This is a genomic window from Metabacillus kandeliae, assembly GCF_021166585.1.
Taxonomy (GTDB): Bacteria; Bacillota; Bacilli; order Bacillales; family Bacillaceae; genus Metabacillus_B; species Metabacillus_B kandeliae.
The window spans coordinates 488,448-512,613 of sequence record NZ_JAJOZE010000001.1 but is presented as its reverse complement, the minus strand read 5'-3'; the positions used below and the strand labels follow the sequence as shown (position 1 = coordinate 512,613).

The following is a 24,166-nucleotide window of genomic DNA, read 5'->3' as shown; positions in this document are numbered from 1 at the left end:
CTGACAACACATTCAAAAAAGGGAAACAGGCTTCTGCCTGCTTCCCTTTTTGATTTAAATAAATTCAAACGGATCTGTATTCGGTTCTGATGGAAAGATGCTGACTTCGTAGTTGTTTTCTTCACACATGGCAAGCATCACGTCTGTTACTCCCTGTTTCATGACTTTTTCCACATTGTGGCCTGGGTCAATGACGTTCAGCCCCATCATTATGGCCTCATGGGCTGTGTGGTAGTAAAGATCGCCAGTAACGAAGGCATCAGCGCCTTGGAATTTTGCGTGTGAAATATATTTATTGCCGTCACCGCCGAGCACAGCTACTTTTTTCACTTGGCTGTCTTTTTTTCCAACCATCCGCACTTTTTCCACATTAAGTGATTTCTTTACATGCTCTGCAAATTGCTGAAGGGTCATTTCCTCTTCGAGCAGTCCAATACGGCCAAGTCCGAGCTTAGGACCTTCGTTATCAAGCGGATAAATATCATAGGCTGGCTCTTCATATGGATGTGCCTTCACGACCGCTTGGATGACAGCACGCTGAACTTCTTCAGGGAAAATGGTTTCAAGCTTCAGCTCTTCGGTTTTCTCTAATTTCCCCTGCTCGCCGATGTAAGGATCTGTGCCTTCCAGCGGGAGAAACTGCCCTTCTCCTTTTGCGCTGAAAAAGCAGTGCGAGTAGCTGCCGATATGTCCAGCTCCTGCCTTTGCCGCCGCGGCTTTCACCTCTTCCGTGTGACTGGCTGGAACCATCACCGCAAGCTTTTTCAATTTTACCTGATCTGTTGGAGCTAAAATCTTTGTATCCGTTAAACCGAGCGCAGCTGCGAGCAAATCGTTCACTCCGCCCTCTGCAACGTCTAGATTTGTGTGTGCTGCATAAACAGCAATATCGTTTTTGATGCATTTTTCTAGTATTCTGCCTGCCGGCTGATCGGTTTGCACCGTTTTCAACGGCCGGAAAATCGGCGGATGATGCGCAATGATTAAATCCGCCTGTTTCTCGATGGCTTCATCGACCACTTCTTCCAGCACATCAAGGGCAATCATAATATTTTTCACACGCTTATTCAGCGTGCCGATTTGCAGGCCGATTTTGTCTCCTTCAACTGCATACTTCTTTGGTGAAAATTTTTCAAAAAGCTGGATCACTTCATATCCATTCGGTGTTTTACTCATAGCGCACTCTCCCTTACTATAGAAATGCGATGCTCAAGCTCCTGCTTTTTGGCCAAGTTATCTTCATTGAGTGTGCCTTCGTTCAGCTTCTCTATAATGGATGACCAATGCTTTAGCTCATGTGTCCACTTTTTCAAAAAAACCTCATTCTTTTCTTTGGCTAAAAAAGGCCCTAAAAGCATGCCGGCTTCAAGGCCTATATGTTGATATGGCTCTGTAGGATTCCCTTTTTCGGCAACCAGAATTTCATAAATTTTACCGTCTTCCTCAAGGATTTCTTCATCTTTCAGCTCCCATTCATATTGCAGCAGCCATTTTCTGATGTGCATCGCATGAATGTTCGGCTGAAGCACAAGTCTCTCCTTGCCGCTGAGCCTGTCTTTTCCCTGCTCGAGAATTTTTGCAATTAAAGCTCCGCCCATTCCTGCTATCGTAATGCAGCCGGCTTCACCCTTTTCAAGCACTTGAAGCCCATCGCCTTTCCGGACAGAAACAAAAGATTCCAATTCGCTTTTTTGTACCTGCTGAACAGCAGAAAGATAGGGTCCTTCCACTACCTCTCCTGCGATCGCAGCTCTAGCAATGCCGTTTTTCACTGCATAGCAGGGCAAATAGGCGTGGTCTGACCCGATATCAGCCAGAACCGATTGCTCCGGTATGTAATCTGCAACTTTCTGCAGCCTTTGAGAAAGTTTCATTTCATTCATTTTAACCACCAAACCTATCTTTCATATACTGACGTTACCTAGTGTTTCCACAACTTCCTTTCTATCATAACATATGAATTCTATTTCCTCTAAAACCAATAAAGCCCCCGCAAATCTCTGATTTTGGACCATAAAAAAACCCCTTGCCTAAGCAAAGGAAGGATACTGTTTTTATCTTTTTTTCATTTGGCCTGCACCTATTTTAAAGAGCTGACCCATTTTGTCATTTCATCGAGCTTTTCAGGCGGAACCAGTCCGCCAGGCATTCCGCCGCCGCCGTTTTTAATCTGATTTTTGATTTCTTCCGGACTTGCATTAAGACCGGCAAGCTTAGGTCCCGCACCGCCCTGATATTTGTCACCATGGCACTGCAGACAGTTTTGCTTATAGATTTCTTCAGGAGTGGCATTGGCCGTATCAGCAGTCTTTGGCTTTTCTTCCTTGCCGGCCAGTTTCGTATTGTCCCCAAGGCCTTTAAAGGATAATAAAAAGATTAGACCGATTCCAAGAATGGCAATTAATGCAAAAGGCACTAGCGGATTGCGCTTCATCTGGTCCCCCCCTAATTTGAATGGTGAAATATGTAAGGACTGTCTATCACCATCTATTTTACTTTAATTTACCAATCAGGGAAAGGAAATTCACAAAACATTCAAATTTCTCCCCAGATGGGTTCAGCAGCCGATTTGCCTTGCGATTACCATTCGCTGCACTTCGCTCGTTCCTTCTCCTATTTCTGTCAGCTTGGTGTCTCTTAAAATCCGTTCAACATGGTAATCTTTCATATAGCCGTATCCGCCATGAATTTGAATCGCCTGATTGGCAACTTCTGAACTAATTTCAGAAGCATACAGCTTGCACATGGAAGCTTCTTTTGTGAACGGTTTTCCCTGGTCTTTCAGCCAGGCTGCTTTGTATACCATCGTGCGCGCAAGCTCAATTTTCATTGCCATGTCAGCAAGCTTAAACTGGATGGCCTGCATGGAAGAAAGGCTTCTGTTAAACTGCTTTCTTTCTTTAGCGTAGTTCAGGGCTTTTTCATAGGCAGCCTGAGCAAGTCCCACTGCCATTGCCCCTATCCCAATCCTTCCTCCGTCAAGGGTAATCAGGAATTGTTTAAATCCCTTTCCCTTTTCGCCGAGCAGATTTTCCTGCGGCACTCTGACATCTTCCAGCACAAGCTCAGTCGTATTGGAGGAATTCAGGCCCATCTTGTCATAATTATCATTGATTTGAAAGCCTTCTGCATTTGTCGGAACGATAATGGCACTGATTTCCTTCTGTCCATTATCTCTGCCTGTAACGGCTGTTAACGCTAGAAAATCGGCATAGGAAGCATTGGTGATAAAACACTTGCTTCCGTTAATAACAAAGCTGTCCCCTTCTTCTTTTGCTTCAGTCATTGTGCCTCCTGCGTCAGAGCCTGCATTCGGTTCCGTCAGTCCAAAAGCGCCGAGAGATTCTCCGCTGCAGATTTTCGGGAGATATTCTCTCTTTTGTTCTTCCGTTCCAAACAGATAAATTGGCGCACCGCCAAGTGATATGTGAGCTGAATAGGTGATCCCTGCAGAGCCGCAAGCCCTGCTAAGTTCCTCTGTTACAATAGCAAAGCTGATTGTATCTGCTCCGCTTCCCCCATACTCTTCCGGAAATGGAAGACCAAGCATTCCCATTTGTCCAAGGTCTTCAAAAATCTTTTTTGGAAAAGCTTTTGTTTTATCCCGTTCTTCAGCTCCAGGTTCAACCTCTTCCCTTGCAAACTCCCTGATCGTCTTTTGAATAAGCCTTTGTTCTGGCGTTAATTCAAAATTCATACTATCCCCCCTGTATGTACGCGCTTACATAACTATTATAGTTTTTTGAAAGTGTTTTCACAACTTTTAAAATTATTATTTTATTTTTGTAAAACATTAATGGAGGTATTGATAAAGCACAAAGGAGAATCCGATTGCAGCTGAAATGAAAAAAAGCACCTTTGCTTTAAACTTTATCCCAGTCAAAACCCAAAGGATACAGTTGATCAGAACAATTGCTGCTGCAGCGTGCCTTGAATCAGGCATTAATAAGGAAGCTGCATACATGGAGAGCAAAAGAAGCAGTGCGGCACCTGTACCTAAGGGAAGAACCATACCTCGCGTTTTTCGTGCAGCATAAATCACACCTGCGTTGCAGATGAAGAAGCATCCTGCTATCGCTATTTGCAAAACAGCAGGCAATTTTGTAAAATAAATGACAAGCAAAGCACCTGCAAGAAAGGCAAGCGGCAAAAAGGTCACAAAAAGCGTGCTTCTTATGGCCGTTCTGTTTTTTGCTGCAGCAGTTCCTTCTGGTTCTGATGCTTCCTGTCCTCCTGTATAAAGAGCCAGCAGAAAATCGCAATAGGCAGAAGGCAGTAGTTTATTTTCTTTCCAATAAATAATTTCTTGAATGATAATGGCTTTTCGCTGCTGTTCCATAGGTCGCTCCCTCTGATGTACTCTATATTATTTTAAAAATGGAACAGCTGGAAGTAAACAAGTTTTTTCGTAAGCGTTTCCAAATAAACAAAAAAAAGCAGCCGGATGTTTGTCCGCCTGCTGAAGTGTTCTATTCAAGAAAGTCTTTAAGACGTTTGCTTCTGCTTGGGTGGCGAAGCTTACGAAGAGCTTTCGCTTCTATTTGGCGGATCCTTTCTCTGGTTACGCCAAATACTTTGCCTACCTCTTCAAGCGTTCTAGTGCGCCCGTCATCGAGCCCGAAGCGGAGACGCAGCACATTTTCTTCCCTGTCTGTCAATGTATCCAGGACGTCCTCAAGCTGCTCCTTCAGCAGCTCATAGGCTGCATGTTCAGATGGAGAAGTAGCATCCTGATCTTCAATGAAATCTCCCAGGTGAGAATCGTCTTCTTCACCGATTGGTGTTTCAAGTGAAACCGGCTCTTGTGCAATTTTAAGAATTTCTCTGACTTTCTCAGGAGTCAGGTCCATATCTTCTGCAATTTCTTCCGGTGAAGGCTCTCTCCCAAGATCCTGAAGCAGCTGCCTCTGCACACGGATCAGCTTGTTGATGGTTTCAACCATATGAACCGGTATACGGATGGTTCTCGCCTGATCGGCAATGGCTCTTGTGATTGCCTGGCGGATCCACCATGTGGCATACGTACTGAACTTAAATCCTTTGCGGTAATCAAACTTCTCAACAGCCTTCATTAATCCCATGTTGCCTTCCTGGATCAAATCAAGGAACAGCATGCCTCGCCCTACATAACGCTTGGCAATGCTGACAACGAGACGCAGGTTTGCTTCAGCAAGACGGCGCTTCGCTTCTTCATCGCCTTTTTCAATGCCGAGGGCAAGCTGAATTTCCTCATCTGCAGAAAGCAGGTCTACACGTCCGATTTCTTTCAGATACATACGGACAGGATCGTTGATTTTAACGCCCGGAGGTACGCTCAGGTCATTAAGATCGAATTCTTCTTCTTTTGCAAGTTCCTGTATTTTAGGGTCTGTCGCTTCTTCGTTTTCACCATGAAGCTCAACACCTTGCTCACCAAGAAATTCATAGTATTCGTCCATTTGATCTGATTCCATCTCAAAATTGGACATGCGTTCTGCAATTTCTTCATACCCGAGGAAGCCTCGTTTTTTACCAAGTTCCGTAAGCTGATCCTTTACTTGTTCCAATGTTAATTCGGTTTCATGGGTTTGTTTGTCAGCCATTGGATCCCCTCCTTCCAAACTCTACAGCACATTAATCAAAATAGTGAACAGGATATCCCGGCAAACCAAGGTTCCGATTCATGTAAAACACTGACTGCCCCAAATGCGGGCGTCTATTTAAAAGACCTCTTCAGCTGAACGATCTCCATGCCGATTTTAGCAGCCTGCAGGTAGTCCTTCTGTCTTTCAGCCTCATTTTTCTCAAGCTCTTTTTCTTTTATGATTAACATTTTTTGATGATTCAAGACCTGCCGCACATAATCCTGCAGCTCCTGCTCGGAAAATTCATCATTTATCTGCATCATTGCTATATCTGAAACAATGTCATACAGCTTTGGATCCGGCAGTTTCTGCAAAAAAGAGCTGATGTTTTCTTCATTTCCTTCTTCATAAAAAGCGTATAAGTAAGTAACAATAGCGCGATGTTCTTCAATATTAAATTGGAGGCCTACCAGGTCAAGAACTCTTTCTGCATGCTCGCTGTTCCGAAGCATATGGGCGATCAGCATCCGCTCCGCATTATGAAATGCGGGCCGAAGTCTTCGTTTATTGGGTGTCCGCGTCTGGACAGCTGCAGCCTTGGGCTTTGCCGCCTGCTGATTCTTCGCACCCCTTGGGGCGCTTCTTCTCAGCTCCTGCAGCCGCTCTTTTAATACTTCAATGCTGATTGAACATTCACTAGAAAGCTGCTTTAAATAAATTTCCTGTTCAACAGCATTTTGAAGCTGGCTGATTTCCTTGACAGACTGCTCTATATACTGCAATCTCTCCGTTTCATTCTGAAGGTTTTTCCCTCTTTTGAAATACCGGAGTTTGAAGGCCATATAAGAAACGCTTGCCCCTATTACATCATCTTTGAATTTGGCTGCGCCAAATTTTTTAATGTAGTCATCGGGGTCAAATCCGTCCGGCATCAGGGCTACCTTTACAGTTCCGCCCATACCGGAAAGCGTACTGCCGGCCCTCATGGCTGCCTCAATCCCTGCGCTGTCTGCATCATAGCAGATCGTAACAGCGGAGGAATTGCGCTTTAAAATTTTCGCCTGCTCCTCTGTAAGGGACGTTCCCATTGTGGCGACCGCATTTTCAACCCCAGCAGATACGGAGGAGATAACGTCCGCAAAGCCCTCAAGGAGGACTGCCTCCTGATGCTTGCGTATATGTATTCTCGCCTGGTAAAAGTTATACAGCAGCCTGCTTTTATTGAACAGCTTTGTTTCCGGACTGTTTAAATACTTCGGCTGCTCTTTTGAGAGCACCCTGCCGGAAAAGGCTACCGTGCTGCCATGATGATCGTGAATGGGAAACATAATTCTGTTTCTGAACCTGTCGAGGAAATCACCGCTCTCCTGCTTTTTGACAAGCAGTCCTGCCCGTTCCATCAATGATGGATCATACCCTCTTTTCGTCAGAAATCTTGTTACATAATCCCATGATGGAAGAGAATAGCCAATTTCAAACTTTTCAATGACTTCCTTCGTAAATCCGCGCCCTGTTAAATAGTCCAGCGCTTCTTCGCCTTCCTTTGTGTTTACGAGCAAATGATGGTAAAATTTCTTTAACAGTTCATGCGCTTCCAGCATTTTCTTTTCGTCTGCACTTTGACCCCGGTCTGAGGACATTGCAGGCACTGATTCAGGCATCTCAATATGCTGCCTGTCTGCAAGCTTTTGGACTGCTTCTCCAAATTCGGTTCCTTCCATTTGCATTAAAAAAGAAAATACGTTTCCGCCCGCACCGCATCCGAAGCAATGGAAAATCTGCTTCTCTGGTGAAACGGAAAACGATGGAGTGCTTTCACCATGAAAGGGGCAAAGCCCAAAATAGTTTCGGCCCTGTTTTTTTAATTGCACATATTCGCCGATTACTTCTACAATATCGGCAGATTGCTGAACTTTATCAATAATCTCCCCGGGAATCCGATTTGCCATGCTAACAACTCCGTGCTACTTTTAATTCGCTGTTCAGCCATTAATCCCTGCAAGATTCGACAGGATTTTTTCAAGCTGGCTGGAAAAAGCATGCTTGTCTTCATCAGTCTGCTTTTTAGGGCCTTTTAGATAGTTCCCGCTGCGTCTTTCCATTGCAGACAAATACCGGAACTCCAGCGCTGTGCCAATGTTAGTTTCTGTATATTGTTTACCCCTTGGAGTAAGGACAATAACATCTCTTTTCAGGAGAAGTCCTGCAAGCCCGATATCCTGAGTCACAACGATGTCACCGGAACGTGCCATATTTACGATTTGAAGATCGGCTGCTTCCTTCCCTGTGTCTACATACACCCATTTCCCATTAAAGGTTTCAGTGGATGCATGATTGTAAGAAGCGACAAAAATCGTTTCAATGCCATGCTTTCGCGCGGCTGAAGCTATTTCAGCCTTTACAGGGCAGGCATCTGCATCAACATAAATTTTCGGCTTTTTTTCGTCAATTTTCACTATTCTCCATCACTCCGGTAAAATCCTTCTTTTCTATTCGCGAAAGGAAGCAGGAAATTTGTCGAAATATTTTTAGCAGGAATTCTTGACACATACTAATAAATAGTTTATTCTCTTGAATCAAAGTCTAAACCTAAAAATAAGTAAATTTATCACAATTTTTTATTATAATGCAATTCACAGGGATTTTCCAGCATTTTTTCTGCTATTCTTCCGAATTTTGCACAATATGTTTTATAGATGATAAAACTCAGGGTATTTCAGACCGGAATCCGGCAGAATGCCCTGAGTTTTTTTCAGCTTTTGCTGATCATCATATTTTGAATGGTATTAGCAGTTTCTTCTACTGCTTTATTGGAAACATCAATCACATGACAGCCAATTCGGCTGATAATATTTTCAAAATAGGTTAATTCTTCTTTAATCCGTTCAATATTAGCATATATCGCCTTGTCATTCAAACCAAGCGACTTCAGTCTTTCCCGGCGAATATTATTCAGTTTTTCCGGACTGATTTTAAGGCCAATGCACTTTTCAGGCGGAACCATAAAGAGCTCTTCAGGCGGTTCCACTTCAGGGACGATTGGAACATTTGCAACCTTAAACCGCTTGTGTGCCAGATATTGAGAAAGAGGAGTTTTGGATGTGCGCGACACACCGACTAAGATGATATCAGCCTTTAAAATACCCCTTGGATCCCTTCCATCATCATACTTGACAGCAAATTCAATGGCTTCTACCTTCTTAAAATAGTCCTCATCCAGCTTTCTGACACGTCCTGGCTCGTATTTCGCTTTTTTCCCATAGGAGATTTCCATCTGATCGATGAGGGGCCCCATAATATCATGGTAAGGAACACCTTTTTTTTCAGCCTCCTGGATTAAATAATGGCGCAGCTCCGGTACCACAAGCGTAAAACATATAATGGAATGATCCGTGCTTGCATAATTGACAACTTCTGCAATTGTCTCTTTATCCTCAACATAAGGAATCCGCCTGACGGCTGTGTGGGCAGATGCCCCGCTGAACTGGCTGATCGCAGCTTTTACGACCAGCTCAGCTGTTTCCCCGACAGAATCCGAAACGACGTAAAGTGTTTTGTTTTTCATCCCTTTCCCCCATCTCCTAAAGCGGCATAATCTCGTTTTCCGCAAGCTGAACAAGAATTCTTGTTATATTCGTTTTGGTGATCCGCCCTGTTACTTCAAATCCCTTTTCCGTGTCCTTAATAACAGGAAGCGCATCAATCTGCTTCTCAATAAGCGAAGCTGCCACATCTGTAATCAAATCATCATTCCTGCAGACCGTTATATTAGGCATACGGGTCATAATAATATTTACAGGGATCGATGCAAGTTCCTGCTTTCCGATGCTTGCCCTGAGCAGATCCTTTCTTGAAAGGACTCCAGCAAGAATGGCTTTTTCATCAACTACAAAAAGAGTTCCCACATCTTCAAGGAACATAGTGACAATCGCATCATAAACCGATACATTTTCACTCACAACAATGGGAATCGATTGAAAATCTTTAACCCGAAGCTTTTTCAGCTGATCTGAAAGCGCATGATTTCCGGTCTTCCCTGTATAAAAATATCCGACCCTCGGCCGGGCTTCAAGATAACCTGACATTGTCAAAATGGCCAGATCAGGACGGAGTGTCGCTCTTGTCAGGCTCAGCTGGTCTGCTATATGCTCCCCAGTGATTGGACCGTTTTCTTTCACGATCTGCAGGATAGTTTCCTGGCGTTTATTCAGTTCGATTTTAATCACCGCCCTTTAAAAGCCTCTTGCTACAGTCTGAGACTCCCGCTTCGTCTTTCTGTTCTCTATCAACAAGCTATGTAAAATATTACAAATAAGCTATACTTTATATTCAATATTATATACTATTGCAAGAAGAAAAACAGTTGGATTTCGCAGAGATGGAAAACTTTTGCACACCCGAAAAGCGCAAGCCGCTCGTTCAGCCCCGACAAGCGCTGGAGGAAAATCCCGAAAAGTCCGGTCTTAGACTTTTTGGGATTTTTCGAAGCGACTCAGATCGGGCTAGCGGCTGGAGCTGGACAACGAAAAGCGGAAGCCGCTCGTTCAGCCCCTGCCGTTTGAGGATCAGCGGATGAAGCCGGGCAATGCAAAGCGAAAGCCCCTTTCACTGATTCAACTAAACCAGCACTCACTACTCAAAAAAGACGGCTATCTCATCTGATAACCGTCTTTTTCAATTGGTATTATTCAGCGGTCTTTTATTTTACAAGAATGGTATTCGTGTTTGCAAACTGTTTAATAAGCGCTGCCAGGCGAACCATGAATGCCAGGCGGTTTTTGCGGATTACAGGATCTTCCGCCATAACCATTGTGCCTTCAAAATAAGCATCAATAGAATCTTTCAGTCCCTTCAGGACAGAGTAATAGGCTTTATAATCCTCTTGCTTTCCTGCCTGAAGGATAGCTTGTTCAGCCTCTTCAGATTTTCGGAAAAGTTCTTTTTCCAGATCGTTTTCAAACAGGCTTTCCTGAACAGTGCCCTGCTCGCCTTTTTTCGCGATGTTCAGAACCCTTGAGAGAGCTTCAATAATTTCTTTGAAATCGTGGCTTCTTGACTCTTCTTGAAGAACCTCTGCCCTTCTAATAAGCGATGGCCCTGAATGGTCGTCAGACTCGAGGACAGCGTCAACAAGATCGTACCGGATATTCCGTTCTGCCAGAATATATTTCATTCTCATTTTAAAGAAGCCCGCAAGTTCCTTTTTCGCTTCTTCTTTGTTTTCAGCCTGAAGCCCTTCAAGCGCCAGGTCAAAAAGCTCTTCAAAAGAAACGGTCCAATTTTTGGAAATAAGAATCTGGACAATGCCGCTCGCCTGTCTTCTTAATGCATAGGGATCCTGCGAACCGGTCGGCACCATGCCGATTGAGAAAAATGCGGCAACTGTGTCGAGTTTATCAGCCACTGCAGCGAGTGCACCTGCATTAGAGGACGGAGCAGCATCCTCAGCATGCCGCGGCATGTATTGCTCATTGATGGCTTTTGCCACTGCTTCGTTTTCACCCATAAGACGGGCATATTTCTCTCCCATGATTCCCTGCAGTTCAGGGAATTCATATACCATCTGGCTGACAAGGTCAAATTTCCCTATCTCAGCGGTTCTTACGGCATCCTGACGATCTTCGGCAGAGAAATTAAGGCGGCCGGCAAGCTTTTCAGCAAGATTTTTAGTACGTCTTACTTTGTCCCCAACAGTTCCCAGCTCTTCATGGAAAACAATTTTCTCAAGCTTCTGAAGGGCGTCGTCAAGCTTCAGCTTATGGTCTTCATTGTAGAAGAAATCGGCATCCGACAAACGGGCCTTCAGCACTTTTTCATTTCCTTTGGCCACTTTGCCCAGATGCTCGCTGTTTCCGTTCCGAACTGTGACAAATTTAGCAAGAAGATTTCCATCCTCTGATTTGACCGGAAAATATCTTTGATGCTCTTTCATGGAAGTGATCAGCACTTCTTCAGGCAGCTCCAGGAATTTCTCGTCAAACTGGCCAAACAGTGCTGTAGGATATTCTACAAGGTTGTTCACTTCTTCCAGCAGCTCTTCATCAACTGTAATGCTAAAACCGTTATCCTGCTCCAGCTGCTTCAGCTGTTCCAAAATGACAGCCTTGCGTTTTTCCGGATCTGCCATAACATATTCCGCATTCAGCGCTTCTTCATAATCTGCCGGGCTGTTAATAGCCGTTTGCTTCCCCAGGAAAAGGTGGCCTTCTGTCTGTCTGCCTGTTGACACTCCTGTGATCGAAAAAGGAATAACCTCTTCGCCGAACAAAGCAATCATCCATTTAATAGGCCGGGCGTAGCGAAGCTCATAGCTTCCCCATTTCATGTTTTTTGGGAATGAAAGAGAAGTTATGACAGCCTGAAGCTCCGGCAAAAGCTCTTTCGCTTCTTTCCCTTTTGTGAATTTCTGTACATGAACATATTCTACACCATTGATTTCTTTAAAATAAATATCTTCTACAGAAGCGCCTTGTCCCCGGGCAAATCCAGCGGCAGCTTTTGTCCAGTTACCCTCCGCATCAAGGGCAATTTTCTTCGCAGGCCCTTTTGCCTCTTCTTCTGTATCTTCCTGCTTCTCAGCAGCGTTCTGAATAAGCACTGCAAGGCGGCGCGGTGTGGAGTAAAGAGAAACTGCTCCATAAGATAAGTTTTTCTCTTTCAGCCATTCCTCAAGCTTGCTTCCAAGCTGATTCATAGCATCTGTAACAAATCGTGCAGGAAGCTCTTCAAGTCCAATTTCAATTAATAGATCGCGATTGCTCATGATCTCGCCTCCTCTTCCTTCAGCATTGGAAAACCAAGCTTTTCACGTTCTTCAAAATAGGTGCGGGCTACTCTTCTTGCAAGGCTGCGGACCCTGCCGATATAGCCCGTTCTTTCTGTAACAGAGATAGCACCCCTTGCATCAAGGAGGTTAAAGGTATGCGAGCATTTCAGCACATAATCATAGGCCGGGTGCACAAGGCCTTCTTCCATCTGGCGGTGTGCTTCCTTTTCATAAATGCCGAAAAGCTGGAAGAGCATTTCAGGATCAGATGTTTCAAAGGTATATTTGCTATGCTCATACTCGTTCATTAAGAAGATATCTCTTACCGTATAGCCCTCTGTCCACTCCAGATCGAAAACATTCTCTTTATCCTGGATATAGGACGCCAGGCGCTCAATGCCATATGTAATTTCAACGGAAACAGGCTTGCATTCAATGCCGCCAACCTGCTGGAAATAAGTAAACTGCGTAATTTCCATGCCGTCGAGCCATACTTCCCAGCCAAGGCCTGCGCAGCCTAATGAAGGATTTTCCCAGTTATCCTCCACAAAACGGATATCATGTTCCAGAGGATTGATACCAAGCGCCTTCAGTGATTCCAAATAAAGCTCCTGAATGTTGTCAGGCGAAGGTTTCATAATCACTTGAAATTGATGATGCTGATAAAGCCTGTTTGGGTTTTCCCCATAACGGCCGTCTGCCGGTCTTCTGGAAGGCTCAACATAGGCTACCTTCCAAGGTTCAGGGCCGACAGCTTTTAAAAACGTATACGGACTCATTGTGCCTGCGCCTTTTTCGGTATCATACGCCTGCATCAGAACACAGCCCTGTTCAGACCAATGCTTCTGCAGGGTAAGAATCATATTTTGAATGTTCATTTAGAAATACCTCCTGATTTTTTATTAGAAAAGCGGAAGCGCTTTGACCAGCCCCGACAAGTTACCCCGAGGGGCTAGGCGCTGGAGCTGGACAAAGAAAAACGGAAACCGCCCCGTTAAGCCCCGGGCACCGCTTTGGAAAAAGAGCCAGCTAAGAATGAAAAAAAACTCCCATCCCTATGCCTTCCTAAAGAAAGGCATAGGGACGAGAGTTACCCGCGGTTCCACCCTATTTGCCGCACATTGCTCTGCGGCCGCTTTAAAAGCACTGCTCAGGAATGCCCTTCTTTATTTTCCTTCCCCCCGGCTTGCACCATCCCGGAGTCGCTTTAGGAATTCCAATAAATACTCTTTTCCTTCAACACAGCCTATTATATTACTTGCATATTAATCCAAAAAGAAGCCAATGTCAATCTCTATCGGTCATTACAGCTTATCCCTCATGTTTTCTATTTGATCAAGGAACTTTTTTGATTTTAAGTAAAGTCCGGAATACTCTTGGTAGTAAGCTTCCAGGACATTTTTCAGTTCTTTCTTTGTTTCAGGCTTAACGGAAATTTTCCCGAGCCTGTTTAAATCAAAATAGTAAAACAGGCGAAGAAGCTTAGCTGTTGTAGGAGAAATTGCAAATCTGTATGGATCTTTGTCAAAGCAGCGATGGCAGATGAAGCCGCCTTCCCTGATTGAAAAGTGGAAGGTGCCTTCCTTGTTTCCACAGATGGAACAGCCATCCAATTCAGGCTTTGATCCGATAACAGCAAGCATTTTCAGTTCAAAAATTCTTGTGAGGATTTCAGGATCCTGCTCTTCTCCCAGAAGCCTGAGAGTCTGATAGTACAATTCAAACAAGTACGGGTTGATTTGATTGTTATCTGTTCCTTTATCCAGCAGCTCTGAAATATAAGAAGCATAAGCTGTCAGAAAAATATCTTCTCTGATTGCCCGCATGCTGTCGATTGTTTCGGCCTGCTGAAGCCCGCCAAGACCTGAGCTTTTCTGAAAAAGAAACATTCCATAAGTAAAAGGCTGGGTTACCGCAGACAAACGGCTGCTGGGCTTTTTAGCTCCCCTTGCCATAACGCCTGTTTTTCCCAGCTCACGTGTATATAAGGTAACAATTTTATTGCTTTCTCCATAGTCATTCGTCCGGATGACTATGCCTTCGCACTTTTGAAGCATCCTCTCACCATCCAGAGGAAGAAAAGCTGCTACGACAGCGGAAATTCATCTACAGCTCGCTCGTCCATCTGCAAATCGGCATCATCGTCCCGATCCTGTTCAAGTTGCTTAAAAAGAAGGTACGTATCAATATTACCTGTATTCGAAAAGATCTTCCAGGTAAAATCCAACATATAAACCCCACCTTTCATGTTAAAGACCAGCAAGTTGTTATCCAAATTTTCTTATCGTTAGATTAGCCCTTCTTCCTGCTTTTCATGTTACACAAATATTGTTAAATTCTAAAAGTCTTGTGATTAATATTCATCTTCTCTGAAGCCGAAATCGCGCAGCTGGGAAAGCTTATTGCGCCAATCCTTCTGCACCTTTACCCACAGCTCTAGGAAAACGCGGGAACCGAGCAGTGCTTCTATATCAGCGCGTGCTCTTTGGCCAACCTCTTTCAGCATTTTTCCCTGTTTGCCGATGATAATCCCTTTTTGGGAATCACGTTCAACCATGATGACGGCACTGACATAAATGGCTCCTTCATCCCTGCGTTCAATCGATTCAATGACTACAGCAACAGAATGAGGGATCTCCTCACGGGTTAAATGAAGCACCTTTTCACGGATTAATTCCGAAATAATAAATCTCTCCGGATGATCAGTTACCTGATCAGCAGGATAATATTGCGGCCCTTCAGGCAGATATCCTGTCAGCTGCTGAAGAAGCGTATCAATATTATTGCCTTGAAGAGCTGAAATCGGAACAACCTCCTGAAAGGGGTAAAGCGCTTTATACTGTTCAATAAGAGGAAAAAGTTCATCAGGGTGAATCTGATCAATTTTATTAATGACAAGAAACACAGGCGTTTTCGTCTGCTTCAGCCGTTCGATGATAAATTCATCTCCGCGTCCATAGCCCTCTTCCGCATTAATCATAAAGATGATCACATCGACTTCTTTCAAAGTGTTTTGTGCGATCTTCATCATAAAATCGCCGAGCTTGTGCTTCGGCTTGTGTATGCCTGGCGTGTCGATAAAGACGATCTGGGAATCATTTGTTGTATAAACGCCTTGAATTTTGTTCCGTGTCGTTTGGGGTTTGTCGCTCATAATGGCAATCTTTTGGCCGATTACCCTGTTCATAAAGGTTGATTTCCCCACATTCGGCCTTCCTATTATGGATATGAAACCTGATTTATAATGTTCGTTAGTCATTCAAATCCTCCGGAGAAAAAGCACCTGGCAGCAGAGTGGCTACAGTCAGCTCTTCCACATCGCCCTTCAGGTTTGTCAAAATAACGGCCATATCTTTTCCGCACAGCTCTGAGATGACCTGGCGGCATGCTCCGCATGGGGGAACAGGGCGGTTTGTATCTGCCACAACAGCAATCGCCTGATATTCGCGGTCGCCCTCTGAATAAGCTTTAAACAGTGCAGTTCTTTCTGCGCAGTTGCACATGCTGTAAGCGGCATTTTCAATGTTGCAGCCTCTGTATACTTTTCCGTCTTTTGTTAAAAGTGCTGCCCCTACTTTAAATTTTGAGTACGGGACATAAGCCATTTCTCTAGCTGCTTTTGCTTCTTCGATTAATTTTTCTTTGTTCACTTTCATGGCCTTCCTTTCAAATGGGATTATACCCATCCTTCTCTATTTTAACTTAATTTCTATACAAATTCATTCACCCTGCAGCAAATCAGCCGAATATCTTCGGCAGGAATATGACCAGACCCAATATAAAAGAAAGAATGGCAAAAACGAGAACAGATCCCGCTGCAGCATCCTTCGCTGCTTTTGCCAGAGGCCTGTATTCCTTCGACACAAGATCAACCGTTTTTTCTACTGCTGTATTCATCAGTTCAAGAGACAGCATCCCTGCAATCAGGATCAGCACGATTACCCACTCAAATGCCGAAAGATGAAAATAGATTCCTGCTGCAGCAGCAAGAACGGAAATGAAACAGTGAATTTGAAAATTCCGCTCATGCTTAAATGTAAAAGCAATGCCGGCAGCTGCGTGGCGAAAGCTTCTGAAAAACCGAGTGGCCTCAGTCTTCTTCGGTTCTTTTGAGTCCATAGGAATCTAAAATTTCCCTTTGTTTTCTAAACATAACAGCCTCATCCTCTTCCGTCATATGATCATATCCAAGAAGATGCAGAAATCCATGGACTGCTAAAAAGCCCAGCTCCCTGCTGTCCGAATGGCCGTACTCCTCAGCCTGCTCCTTCGCTCTCTCAACTGATATGATAATATCGCCCAGTGTTCTCGGGAGATCCGCGCCGATAATTTCCACTTCGCCTTCGCCTTCCTCTTCCAAAGCGAAAGAGATAACATCTGTCGGCTGGTCCTTTTGCCGGTAGTCGCGGTTAATTTCCTGAATTCTGCTGTTATCTGTCAGGGTTACTGAAAGCTCTGATTCATCTGCGATGTTCTCAAGAACCGCTGCGTGATTCAGGAGGCCCTCAATCAATTTCAGCTGTTCGTCTTTTATTTCTCCTGTTTCATCTAAAAAATCAATTGTTAAACTCATGCTTGCTTCACCTTCTGTTTTGGTACTTCAGGATATTCAATCCTGGAATGGAAAATCCCCTGCAGCGACTCGCAAAAAGATTTTGCCACTACATCAAGTTCTTTCAATGTTAAATCACATTCATTCAGCTGTCCATCTTGAAGACGGTCTGCAATGATGCCCCTGACTATTTTCTCAATTCTCTCCGGTGTAGGGTTCGCCATAGAACGAACAGCAGCTTCCACGCTGTCGGCAATAGAGATAACTGCGATTTCCCTTGTCTGCGGCTTTGGGCCCGAATATCGGAACTCCTCTTCCCTCACTTCATCACCGCGCTCTTTCGCCTTATAGTAGAAATACTTCAGGAGCGTAGTACCGTGATGCTGTTCTGCTATATCTATAAACTCCTTCGGCATTTTATGCTTTCTGAGCATGTCGGCTCCATCAACTGCATGGGCAATGATGACATTTTTGCTCAGCTGCGGCGAAAGCTTGTCATGAGGGTTGTCCATTTTCATTTGATTTTCAATAAAATAATGAGGCCGCTTTGTTTTCCCTATATCATGATAATAGGATCCAACGCGGGCAAGCAGCCCATTGGCGCCAATCGCTTCACAGGCTGATTCCGATAAATTGGCCACCATTACACTATGATGATACGTACCAGGCGTCTCTGTTAAAATTTTTCTTAAAAGCGGATGATTCGGACTGGAAAGCTCAATCAGCTTCATGGCTGAAAGAAGGCCAAAGCCTGTTTCAAAAAATGGCTGCAGGCCTATGGTCAAGACAGAGGCGGCAACACCTGATGCAATTGCCATTACAAGATATGTACCAATTTCCACATTTGACTGCAGGCCGTTTTGAATTAATAAAATGGAAATGATGGCGACGACATTGATTCCGGCTACAAACAGGCCTGTCTGCAGGATTCTCGCTCTCAGGTTATGCTTGCCGAGGAACAGTGTGCCTGCCACGCATCCTGCAAGATAATAAACACCAATCGAAAAATTAAATGAAGCTGTAACGCCTTCATTAAATATAATACTTCCGCAAATCGCCAGAATAATACTTGTCAAAATCGCAAGCCTTTCATTGATCAAAAGCTTCACCAGCATGGTGCCCATTGCGGCCGGGACCATAAAGCCGATGTAGGGGACTTCGCTTTGCTGAAACAGGCTCAGGATTTTCATGATCGCAAGAGTGATCCCAAAAATTAATGTATACAGCAGCAGAGAATTATTTTTCTTTTGGAACGGCTTGTCCGGTTTTTCAAAGTAATAAACGAGAACACAGATAATAAGCAGGATTAATAATCCTAAGCCTATGAATGGCTTGTATGAGAAATCTTTATTCAAAAGACCAGCAAGCTTCAGTTTGGCATATACTTCATTTGTTACAAGCTGGTTTTCCTCTACAAGTATCTGTCCTTGTTTAATCTGAACCTCTTTTACACTGTCAGCTGCCTGTCTCCTTTTTTCCTCTGTTGCAACTCTGTCATAAATGTAGTTTGGAACAATGGCAAATCTCCCGATCGTAACAGCAGAGCGCACAACATCCTTCGGCAATGATGTAAATTGCAAGTCCTGCTCAACATTGTCCTTAGCCTCTGTCAGCTTGCTAATCGGAATTTCTTTGCTCATCGTATTGTTCACAGAGGTAACTGCCGCATCCTTCGCAAGGCTGACATCCCTGCTGTCAGCATTCAGTAAAGGGAGAAAATCATCCTTGGAAAGCTTTTCAGTTAAATCACTCGGCAGTTTTTTCTGAAGCAAGCCATATTCCTCGTCTTCAGTAAGCGGTTTCACAGTCTGTTTCGGGTCCTGGCTGCCGGCCTGTGCCTGAGCCTCCGTGTTTACTTCCTGTACGGCATCAAAAATGGAAGCAATGAGCTCCACCTGATTTTCAGAGTATTCTCTTTTAAGAGTATATTGATCTTCTACATTATTATAAGCTTCCTGCTTTTTCTTTTCAGTCGCCTCTTTATCCTCAACGGTTGAAGGTGCATATATGGTTTGTCCTGCCACATCAAACCGCTTAATTTTCAGCGTTTCCGGTTTCACATTGCTGAATAAAGCGAGAAAAATCAGCGCACCGAAAATGGTGTAAAGCAGCACGTGAATAAAACGGTATTGATTCATCTTCTCAAGCCTCTGCCTGAATGTAGGAATCTGCTTCTTTTTCAACTGGCCCACCTCCTGTCAAAGGGAAATACCACAAAAATCCATTTAAGACAAAATATTGAATAGAGGTTTAAAAAAGTGACCCGATATCGGGCGTCGGGCCACCTATTTTTCCACTTTATCATATGCCTGAATAATTTTTCCGACAAGCGGATGCCTCACCACATCGCCGGCCTCCAATTCAATAAAGGAAAGGCCTTTAATACCCTTCAGCGTGCCTTGTGCTGATGCAATGCCTGACTGCACGCCTTTCGGCAAATCAACCTGAGTAATGTCTCCGGTAATGACCATTTTTGAACCAAAACCGAGTCTTGTCAAAAACATTTTCATTTGGGCCGGTGTTGTATTCTGCGCTTCGTCAAGAATGACAAAGGCATCATCAAGTGTCCGTCCCCTCATGTAGGCAAGCGGAGCAATCTCGATTGTTCCTCTTTCAATCAGCCTGCCTGTCTGCTCAACACCCAATACATCATTCAAAGCATCATATAACGGGCGTAAATAGGGATCTACCTTTTCCTTCAGATCACCTGGAAGAAATCCCAGGCTTTCCCCTGCTTCAACAGCAGGCCTTGTCAGGATAATGCGCTTAACCTGGCTGTTCTTCAACGCGTTAACAGCCATAACGACCGCAAGATAGGTTTTTCCAGTCCCGGCAGGACCAATTCCAAAAACAAGGTCAAATTGCCTGATTGCCTTAATATAATGGCTTTGCCCGAGGGTTTTGACCCGAATGGATTTTCCTTTGGCACTCTTGCTGATTTCTTCTGTAAACAGACTTTCAAAATGTTCCAGCTTGCCCTTTTTGGCCATGCTGACACCGTAAATAATATCTCTTTCACTGATTGCCACGCCTCTTCTGATGACCGCAAGCAGAGATTGGATCAATTCATCTACAAGCTGGACATTGGCTGCGTCGCCTGACACATATACCTTTTCGCCGCGTGTAACGATTTCTACATTAAGCTCTTCTTCCATGCGCTTTAAATGTACATCGTGTATGCCGAACAGCGCAATCGCCTCGTTCGGATTTTCTAATTGCTGGCTCATTGAAACCAAATCTTCTGGCATTCTCTAGTCTCCCTGAACTATAGGTGTAGTTTTCGCAATATTCTCAATGGCTTGATAAAGTATGATCATTTTTACTTTACCATTCTCGTTCGTTTGGTGCAAAACTTTTTCGCCGATTATTTTACCGCTCCCGCCAATTTTTCTCAGCACATCTGTTCTTCCGATTTTCAGGCCCTCGGTACGGGCTTCAGCTGCCGTGTAAACCCGCTTTGCCTGCTCTTTTTCACGGTCTGTTTCTTTTATATAGCTGATCGGAAGCCTCCACCCCAGAAAATAAGCATCATGCTGATTTTCTTCCTTGACTGACTGTGTAAATTTCTTTTGCCCAAATCCCCATACAGGGACTTTAAGAGAACCAAACGTAATATAATGCTTGATATTACTATTCCCTGAATAAACATTAAAATTTGTGCTGCGGGGGATATTTACAGAAGACCTGTACCAGGTTTCTCCGTATATCTCCGCTTTTGAAGCGATGACCTTGGCATTTTTCTCTGTTCCGATGACTCCTGAGACGAGCAGCTGTCCTTTTACAACATGATCATTCACCATAACGAGAGGCTTTCCATGAGAGACAAACATGCGGGTAATGACTGCTTTTTTCTTTGCTACTATATTTCCCGGGCTTAAAGCCTCTGTCTGATTTGGTTCATTTTTCTCCACAACCTTCAAATGATAGGAAGTCCCATTCAGCTCCACCCCTACCCACGTAATGACTTTCACATGTTCTGAGAGTGCTTTCTGGATTTCCTCTGCATTTGGGATGAAAAATTGGACACTGCCGTTTTTCACTCCGATCCGCTGCAGCTCTTTTTTGATCAGATGCTCTGTTTCTGGTTTTGCTCCTTGGATTTCTATAGACCAGATCATATTGGAAAGCAGGAACAAAACACCTAAAAATAAGAAGAAGCCAATTGCAAACCCGATGTTCCTGCCTGTCCGCTTCAATAGAAAAGGAATGCCCTTTTTCTTTCCAAAACGGCATTTACATTCATTTTTTCTGGCAATGGGCCGCAATGCATGTACATCTTTCAGCCGAATAAAAAAGGAAAGCTCTTCATTTTTGAGCCGCTTAACATGCCAGACCGGGATGCTGTTCCGGATGCACTCATTTACAAACCTCTCTGCTCCTTTGCCGCTTAGAATGACACAAACATAGCCCATTAAAAAGTTTGTCCATCCGTTTTTCATCCCGATTCCCCCTTTTTATGATTCAAGGTATGTGACTTGTTCAATCTTGCCCTCCAGCATGATTTCCTCCGGCAGGATCGTTTTAATCACAAATTGATTTCCTTTTATCTGCAGCTGTCCATGCTTCAATAAGAGCCTGAGCTCTGTATCTGTAAAGGCAAGCAGCCCCCTGTGATTTTCTATGTAAATATGAAGCTGTCCGACCATTGTGATTCTTGGAAGGTCCATCATGACATCTGGCGGTAGCTCGATGGTCCTGGTCATCCAATTTGCGATCTTTCTGCGCCATTTCTTTGCCATAAAAAAGAACCCCCCTTCAACTCATTTTATGAGGTAAAGAGAGGTTCTAACACTGCTTTTTTGCCCACCGCTATCAGATGCTAGCCTTTTCGGCGCTGCATGCGGGCACGTGAGCTTCCTGCCTGCTGCTTCGCTTTAGGCGGTCCGAGGATCTCGGCCCATATCATGCCTCTTACGGTATCATCAGAAGGAAGCTGCAGTCCGTTTCTGTTTTGGCTTTTATTTTCTGTATCCTCAGTAAAGATATGCTTAGTCCTGTCAAAGCCGGAATGGGTTTCAGCTTCTATTCTGCGTTCTTCATAAATGTCCTGCATAGATACTCGTTCTTCCCGGCTGATTTCGTCTTCAGCCTCCTGTTTCAGCTGGGCTGCCGGAGCTGCTTCCTCAGTCTGAAGAAACCCTCCGAGCTTTTTTAAAACCGCCGCTGCAAGAGCAATGACAATGGCTCCGATCCATGGGAGGTGCTGAAACAAACCAGTCAGGTCTTCCAATGCTTTTTCCATACTCATCCCCCTGACGGGAAGGGAGCTTTTTAGCTCCTGTTTTTGCCGTCTTTATTTCCGTCTGACATCTTTCCAATGGATTCTCTCATATCTGTATCAGCATTAATGTTTTGGAAATTCACATAATCCATTACTCCCAAATTCCCATTTTTTAGTGCTTCAGCCATGGCAAGCGGCACCTCTGACTCTGCCTCCACTACCTTCGCTCTCATTTCTTCGACCCTTGCCTTCATTTCCTGTTCCTGTGCAACCGCCATGGCTCTGCGTTCTTCTGCTTTTGCCTGGGCAATGTTCTTGTCTGCCTCTGCCTGGTCAGTTTGAAGGATGGCTCCAATGTTTTTGCCGATATCTACATCCATGATATCGATGGACAGTATTTCAAACGCCGTACCGGAATCAAGTCCTTTGCTCAGAACAGTCCGTGAAATCAGATCAGGATTTTCAAGCACTTTTTTATGGTTTTCAGAGGAACCGATTGTGCTGACAATCCCTTCTCCTACCCTCGCAATGATCGTTTCTTCCCCTGCACCACCGACAAGCCTGTCAATATTGGCGCGGACGGTAATTCTCGCTTTCGCTTTCACCTCGATGCCGTTCATGGCGACACCAGCGATGTACGGCGTTTCAATCACTTTCGGGTTAACACTCATTTGAACAGCCTCAAGAACATTTCTTCCGGCCAGGTCAATCGCTGCGCATCTTTCAAAGCTTAACTCAATATTCGCACGCTCTGCCGCAATCAGGGCATTTACAACACGATCGACATTTCCCCCTGCTAGATAATGGCTTTCAAGCTGGTTGGTTGTCACACCGATTCCTGCTTTGTGTGCTTTAATCAGCGGATTGATGACCCTGCTAGGTATAACCCTTCTCAGCCTCATGCCAATCAGTGTGAAAATGCTGACATGCACACCTGCAGCAAGTGCAGAAATCCAGAGCATCACCGGTACAAAGGTAAAAAAGATACCAAGTAAAATTAATATTCCTATAATGATCGCGATCATAAAAATAGTGTTTGAAACCATTTATAATTCCTCCTCTGCTTCGCCAGCTTCTCTGACAACAACGCGGGCGCCTTCAGCTTTCAGCACCTTAATGCGCTGATCCTTTGCTATAAAACTGCCTTCTGTTACAACATCCACCCTCTCGTCTCCAAACAGGCCTGTGCCCGCTGGTCTGAGACTGGTAAGCGCCGTACCCGTTTTCCCGATTAGCTCCTTGCGGCTGATGCTTGAAACATAGCCTTTTTTTGTATCAGCCTGATCCTCCAAAATAAACTTTTTAAAAAGTCTCATTTTCCTTCCCAACACCCTTGTTAGAAATAAATAAGCCAGGATTGCTGCTATCACGGCAATGCCCAGCGATACAGCAAGAGTAAACAAATTGTCTGCTGTAAGAAAAAAGCTGTAAAGCACAGCTCCAAAACCCATCAAGCCGATAATTCCACCGGGCAGAAAAAATTCAATAACAATAAGAATAATGCCTGCTATAAAAATGAGGATTGATTCGTAGCCTGCAGCACCTGCTGCAATGTGCCCCAAAAAGAAGAGGAGCAGACAGGTGATGCCAAGGAGTCCCGGCAGCCCGAATCCGGGAGAAAAAAGCTCTATAAATAACCCAACGATGCCTACAGTCAGCAAAATTCCGACAACAAACGGATTAGTCAGCACTCTCGCTGCCTTTTGCTCCGCTGAAAGCGTTTCACGGACTGCTGGCCTCTCTGCCGCTTGGAAGTTTCCGCCCTGCCCGCTCGCAGATGCTCCGCCGGCAAGCGCCTCAGGCATCGCCCCAAGAGGAAGAAAAACAGCAGCAAACAGGACCATAACCAGCAGACAGAAAACTGCTCTCATAGGTTCACCTCCTCCTGCATCTATCTTGTAATACAGTTTTAAATGGTAATCGGTTTCATTCTTATTGTATTATATTTTCCAAATAAATAAAAATGTAGATCGTTTTTCCAGTCTTACAGCCTGCTGGATTGAAAAGAAGCAGAGCCAAAATACAAAAAAGCACCCTGCCAAAGGCAGGATGCTTTACTGTGC

Annotated in this window: 25 protein-coding genes and 1 other annotated feature; all 25 genes read right to left on the bottom strand. The window is 44.4% G+C overall.

What is annotated here, in order from left to right; genetic code table 11:
- Positions 1-54: 54 nt before the first annotated feature.
- The 25 genes from LRR81_RS02450 to LRR81_RS02330 all read right to left on the bottom strand — a co-directional run bounded on the left by LRR81_RS02450 (position 55) and on the right by LRR81_RS02330 (position 23,974).
- On the bottom strand, positions 55-1,176 hold the full coding sequence (locus tag LRR81_RS02450) for a Nif3-like dinuclear metal center hexameric protein (RefSeq protein WP_231787703.1): 1,122 nt from the start codon (positions 1,174-1,176) through the stop codon (positions 55-57).
- Positions 1,173-1,883 (bottom strand): tRNA (adenine(22)-N(1))-methyltransferase, encoded by a 711-nt coding sequence (locus LRR81_RS02445; RefSeq protein ID WP_231787702.1) that lies wholly within the window; start codon positions 1,881-1,883, stop codon positions 1,173-1,175. The genes LRR81_RS02450 and LRR81_RS02445 overlap by 4 nt, the downstream gene beginning before the upstream one ends.
- A gap of 197 nt (positions 1,884-2,080) precedes the next feature.
- On the bottom strand, positions 2,081-2,434 hold the full coding sequence (gene cccA / locus LRR81_RS02440) for a cytochrome c550 (RefSeq protein WP_231787701.1): 354 nt from the start codon (positions 2,432-2,434) through the stop codon (positions 2,081-2,083).
- Positions 2,435-2,557: 123 nt separating this feature from the next.
- A complete protein-coding gene (locus tag LRR81_RS02435; RefSeq protein ID WP_231787700.1) occupies positions 2,558-3,697 on the bottom strand; it encodes an acyl-CoA dehydrogenase family protein in 1,140 nt (379 codons plus the stop codon).
- A 96-nt stretch (positions 3,698-3,793) separates the two neighbouring features.
- Entirely contained in the window at positions 3,794-4,339 is a 546-nt protein-coding gene (locus tag LRR81_RS02430) for a hypothetical protein (protein ID WP_231787699.1), read from the bottom strand.
- 130 nt (positions 4,340-4,469) lie between these two features.
- The gene (rpoD, locus tag LRR81_RS02425; protein WP_231787698.1) at positions 4,470-5,582 is read right to left on the bottom strand and encodes an RNA polymerase sigma factor RpoD; all 1,113 of its coding nucleotides are present in this window, start codon (positions 5,580-5,582) and stop codon (positions 4,470-4,472) included.
- A 113-nt stretch (positions 5,583-5,695) separates the two neighbouring features.
- Positions 5,696-7,513, bottom strand: a complete 1,818-nt coding sequence (gene dnaG / locus LRR81_RS02420) for a DNA primase (protein WP_231787697.1) — start codon at positions 7,511-7,513, stop codon at positions 5,696-5,698.
- A gap of 33 nt (positions 7,514-7,546) precedes the next feature.
- Positions 7,547-8,020 carry a YaiI/YqxD family protein gene (locus tag LRR81_RS02415; protein ID WP_408631577.1) on the bottom strand — a complete coding sequence of 158 codons (474 nt, stop codon included), beginning with the start codon at positions 8,018-8,020 and terminating at the stop codon, positions 7,547-7,549.
- A gap of 296 nt (positions 8,021-8,316) precedes the next feature.
- Positions 8,317-9,129, bottom strand: a complete 813-nt coding sequence (locus tag LRR81_RS02410) for a pyruvate, water dikinase regulatory protein (RefSeq protein WP_231787696.1) — start codon at positions 9,127-9,129, stop codon at positions 8,317-8,319.
- Between the two features lie 16 nt (positions 9,130-9,145).
- Positions 9,146-9,790: a helix-turn-helix transcriptional regulator gene (locus LRR81_RS02405; RefSeq protein WP_231787695.1), complete on the bottom strand. Its 645-nt coding sequence runs from the start codon at positions 9,788-9,790 to the stop codon at positions 9,146-9,148.
- A gap of 473 nt (positions 9,791-10,263) precedes the next feature.
- Positions 10,264-12,327, bottom strand: coding sequence for a glycine--tRNA ligase subunit beta (gene glyS / locus LRR81_RS02400; RefSeq protein ID WP_231787694.1), 2,064 nt, complete (start codon positions 12,325-12,327; stop codon positions 10,264-10,266).
- On the bottom strand, positions 12,324-13,208 hold the full coding sequence (gene glyQ / locus LRR81_RS02395) for a glycine--tRNA ligase subunit alpha (RefSeq protein WP_231787693.1): 885 nt from the start codon (positions 13,206-13,208) through the stop codon (positions 12,324-12,326). The genes glyS and glyQ overlap by 4 nt, the downstream gene beginning before the upstream one ends.
- A gap of 198 nt (positions 13,209-13,406) precedes the next feature.
- Positions 13,407-13,579, bottom strand: a binding site (T-box leader).
- 55 nt (positions 13,580-13,634) lie between these two features.
- Positions 13,635-14,387, bottom strand: a complete 753-nt coding sequence (gene recO / locus LRR81_RS02390) for a DNA repair protein RecO (protein ID WP_231787692.1) — start codon at positions 14,385-14,387, stop codon at positions 13,635-13,637.
- A 29-nt stretch (positions 14,388-14,416) separates the two neighbouring features.
- A complete protein-coding gene (locus LRR81_RS02385; RefSeq protein ID WP_231787691.1) occupies positions 14,417-14,560 on the bottom strand; it encodes a YqzL family protein in 144 nt (47 codons plus the stop codon).
- Positions 14,561-14,683: 123 nt separating this feature from the next.
- Positions 14,684-15,589: a GTPase Era gene (era, locus tag LRR81_RS02380; RefSeq protein ID WP_231787690.1), complete on the bottom strand. Its 906-nt coding sequence runs from the start codon at positions 15,587-15,589 to the stop codon at positions 14,684-14,686.
- Positions 15,582-15,980: a cytidine deaminase gene (locus tag LRR81_RS02375; RefSeq protein ID WP_231787689.1), complete on the bottom strand. Its 399-nt coding sequence runs from the start codon at positions 15,978-15,980 to the stop codon at positions 15,582-15,584. The genes era and LRR81_RS02375 overlap by 8 nt, the downstream gene beginning before the upstream one ends.
- Before the next feature lie 88 nt (positions 15,981-16,068).
- Positions 16,069-16,449 (bottom strand): diacylglycerol kinase family protein, encoded by a 381-nt coding sequence (locus LRR81_RS02370; protein WP_231787688.1) that lies wholly within the window; start codon positions 16,447-16,449, stop codon positions 16,069-16,071.
- Positions 16,421-16,903: an rRNA maturation RNase YbeY gene (ybeY, locus tag LRR81_RS02365; RefSeq protein ID WP_231787687.1), complete on the bottom strand. Its 483-nt coding sequence runs from the start codon at positions 16,901-16,903 to the stop codon at positions 16,421-16,423. The genes LRR81_RS02370 and ybeY overlap by 29 nt, the downstream gene beginning before the upstream one ends.
- Entirely contained in the window at positions 16,900-19,020 is a 2,121-nt protein-coding gene (locus LRR81_RS02360) for an HD family phosphohydrolase (protein ID WP_231788591.1), read from the bottom strand. Before LRR81_RS02360 ends, ybeY begins: the two co-directional genes overlap by 4 nt.
- A gap of 147 nt (positions 19,021-19,167) precedes the next feature.
- Positions 19,168-20,130 carry a PhoH family protein gene (locus tag LRR81_RS02355; protein WP_231787686.1) on the bottom strand — a complete coding sequence of 321 codons (963 nt, stop codon included), beginning with the start codon at positions 20,128-20,130 and terminating at the stop codon, positions 19,168-19,170.
- 3 nt (positions 20,131-20,133) lie between these two features.
- On the bottom strand, positions 20,134-21,321 hold the full coding sequence (yqfD, locus tag LRR81_RS02350) for a sporulation protein YqfD (RefSeq protein ID WP_231787685.1): 1,188 nt from the start codon (positions 21,319-21,321) through the stop codon (positions 20,134-20,136).
- Positions 21,322-21,336: 15 nt separating this feature from the next.
- Positions 21,337-21,621 carry a sporulation protein YqfC gene (gene yqfC, locus LRR81_RS02345; protein ID WP_231787684.1) on the bottom strand — a complete coding sequence of 95 codons (285 nt, stop codon included), beginning with the start codon at positions 21,619-21,621 and terminating at the stop codon, positions 21,337-21,339.
- 80 nt (positions 21,622-21,701) lie between these two features.
- A complete protein-coding gene (locus LRR81_RS02340; protein WP_231787683.1) occupies positions 21,702-22,124 on the bottom strand; it encodes a hypothetical protein in 423 nt (140 codons plus the stop codon).
- 29 nt (positions 22,125-22,153) lie between these two features.
- Positions 22,154-23,149, bottom strand: coding sequence for a flotillin-like protein FloA (gene floA, locus LRR81_RS02335; RefSeq protein WP_231787682.1), 996 nt, complete (start codon positions 23,147-23,149; stop codon positions 22,154-22,156).
- Entirely contained in the window at positions 23,150-23,974 is an 825-nt protein-coding gene (locus tag LRR81_RS02330; protein ID WP_231787681.1) for an NfeD family protein, read from the bottom strand.
- Positions 23,975-24,166: the final 192 nt, after the last annotated feature.